Origin of the sequence: Sinomonas humi (assembly GCF_000802235.1) — a bacterium.
GTDB classification, from domain to species: domain Bacteria; phylum Actinomycetota; class Actinomycetes; order Actinomycetales; family Micrococcaceae; genus Sinomonas; species Sinomonas humi.
This window is the reverse complement of the sequence record NZ_JTDL01000069.1, coordinates 1-2,468: the sequence shown is the minus strand read 5'-3', so window position 1 is coordinate 2,468 and position 2,468 is coordinate 1. Positions and strand designations below refer to the sequence as shown.

General features: G+C 66.7%; 3 protein-coding genes. 1 reads left to right on the top strand and 2 read right to left on the bottom strand.

Annotated features, from left to right (window positions below):
* Positions 1-521: aminotransferase class III-fold pyridoxal phosphate-dependent enzyme (locus LK10_RS04450; protein WP_043120493.1), on the top strand; the 521-nt coding region annotated here is incomplete at its 5' end.
* A 69-nt stretch (positions 522-590) separates the two neighbouring features.
* Here LK10_RS04450 and LK10_RS04445 read toward each other — a convergent pair.
* Both LK10_RS04445 and LK10_RS04440 read right to left on the bottom strand, forming a co-directional pair.
* A complete protein-coding gene (locus LK10_RS04445) occupies positions 591-1,367 on the bottom strand; it encodes an SDR family NAD(P)-dependent oxidoreductase (protein WP_052206952.1) in 777 nt (258 codons plus the stop codon).
* Positions 1,364-2,101 (bottom strand): SDR family NAD(P)-dependent oxidoreductase, encoded by a 738-nt coding sequence (locus LK10_RS04440; protein WP_043120492.1) that lies wholly within the window; start codon positions 2,099-2,101, stop codon positions 1,364-1,366. Before LK10_RS04440 ends, LK10_RS04445 begins: the two co-directional genes overlap by 4 nt.
* Between the last annotated feature and the right edge of the window lie 367 nt (positions 2,102-2,468).

Sequence of the window (2,468 nt, the reverse complement as noted above, 5' to 3'; positions counted from 1 at the left end):
CCTTCGACGTCCGCCCCGACCTCATCACCTTCGCCAAGGGCGTCAACTCCGGCTACGTGCCGGTCGGCGGGGTCATCATCTCAGAGGAGATCGCGGCAACGTTCGACGAGCGCGTCTTCCCGGGCGGCCTCACCTACTCCGGACACCCCCTCGCCGCAGCCTCGATCGTGGCCTCCATCGAAGCCTTCGAGGACGAGGGCATCATCGGCAACGCCGCCCGGATCGGCCGAGACCACCTCAAACCCGGCCTGCTCGGCCTCGCGGCCGAACACCAGATCATCGGCGAGGTCCGCGGCACCGGCGTCTTCTGGGCCCTCGAGCTCGTCGAAGACCGGACCACGAAGGAACCCGTCTCGGCCGCCCTCATGGGACAGCTCAAGACCGAGCTCGTCTCCCGCGGCCTCCTGCCCTTCACCTCCGACAACCGGATCCACGTCGTCCCGCCTGCCATCGTCACCGGCGACGAGGTACGCCGCGCCGTCGAAATCTACGACGCCGCACTCACCGCCGTCGGCCGCTGAAAGCACGAGGAGGGGTCGACAGCCCTGGCAACGCTGTCGACCCCTCCGCTGCCCATCAGGAAGCAGTTCCTACCTCACGTAGTCGGCCCCGGTGATGTCGAGGGTTGCTCCGGTCATGTGCCGCGCCTTCCCGGATGCGAGGAATGCCACCGTCTCGGCGACGTCCTCTGGCGGCACAACCTCGCGCATCGGCAGGGAAGCAAGCTTCTCGGCGTCCATGTGTCCCGCGATCATCTGGGTTCCGACCATGGCCGGCGCGATCGAGTATGCGACGATGCCGAGGTGCGCGTATGCGCGCGCCACGCCCTTCATGAGGTTCTGCAGCCCGGCCTTCGCCACACCGTACGCGAGGTGATCCGCGTCGTCGCCACGCAGCGCGGAGCGGCTCGACAGCGAGACGATCGCCCCGCCGCCCTTCGACTTGAAATCAAGCACTGCGCGCCTGGTCAGCCATGCGGCCGAACGCAGATTGAGCACCATGTTCGCGTCCCAGCCAGCCACCCACTCGGCCTCCGGCTCGAGCGGGGAGGGCAGCCAGAGGCCGGCGTTGTTGATGAGCACGTCGATGCTTCCGAGTGCCTCGGTCGCGGCGTTCCAGAGATCGCCCGGACCGGTCTCCGATGTGAGATCGGCCTGCAAACTCACCGACCGGGCGCCCCCCTCCGCGGCAAGCGCCTCCGCCTGCTCCCGGCTGGAGCCGTAGTGTATGGCGAGGCGCGCGCCGTCGCGATGGAGCACCCGGCAGATGGCTGTTCCGATCCCACCGGCTGCACCGGTGACGAGGATTCTGCGCCCGTCAAGCGCTCCACCGCTTCGGGCGTCCCGTGCCCCGTTGCCCCCGCTCATGACCACAGCCCCCCCGTGATCTCAACAGCGCCGCCGGTCATGTACGTAGACTCGGGACCCACGAGGTAGGACATCAGCGCGGCAACGTCTGTCGGCCGTCCTACCCTCCCGATCGGGATCGGCTTGGCAAGGTCCTCCTCGGTCAAGCCGTTGTCACGCAGCTTCTGCTCCACCATCGGCGTGAGGATCTCACCCGGGCACACCGCGTTGACGCGAATGCCCTGATGTCCGTGGTCGAGGGCAAGGCTCTTGCTCAGGGAGACGACGGCGGCCTTGGAGGCACTATAGGCGATGTGCCCCCGAGAGGGGGTCAACCCCCAGTTCGAAGCGATGTTCGCGATCGCGCTGGACCCGGCCTTGGCGAGCAGCGGGATCGCCTCGCGGCATGTGAAGTACACGCCGTCGACGTTCACCCGGAACGTGTCCGACCAATCCTGAGGGGTGATGGAGAGGGCGTCACCGCGGCGCATGATGCCCACACAGTTCACGAGGGCATCGAGGGAGTTCAGGCGCTTTGCGAGCTGCTCAAAGACGGCCTTGATCGCCAATGGATCGCCAAGGTCCACGGCAATGGGCTCGATGCGTTCCTGATTTGGATCCTCCTTCCAAGCATCGTCGGCGAAGCGGACATCGAGGGCGAACACGTGCATGCCATCCGCCGCAAGACGCGATGCAACTGCGCTCCCGATGCCTCCGCCGGCACCGGTGACGACAGCGGTCTTATCTGCTTTCATTGCATTCCTTTCGCTATGGGGACGCTCCCATCCGAGCGTCCATTCAGGTATTGCGCTCACAACCGCCTTGCCATTCCTGGCAAGGCGGTTGTGTCAAGAAGGGGGGAGTCGATCAGCAACGCGAAGCGTTACCTTAGCCGGGGCGGGGACCGGCGATAGGGAGGGGCCGCTGGTCGCTGTGGCGAATTGGCGGCCCCTCCTTCTGGGACGAGGCTGTGCCTCAGAAACGGACGGCGTCGACGAAGGCTCGCAGTCCCGGGGTCTCCGGGTCGGAGAGCAGCTTGCGGGGGTCGCCTTCTTCGGCGATGGCACCGTTCTCGAAGTACGCGACCCGGTCGGCTGCTTTGGCGGCGAAGGCCATGTCGTG

Coding starts and splice junctions, on each gene's coding strand:
- LK10_RS04440 (WP_043120492.1), bottom strand. CDS start 2,101: ATGAAAGCAGATAAGACCGCTGTCGTCACCGGTGCCGGCGGAGGCATC.
- LK10_RS04445 (WP_052206952.1), bottom strand. CDS start 1,367: ATGAGCGGGGGCAACGGGGCACGGGACGCCCGAAGCGGTGGAGCGCTT.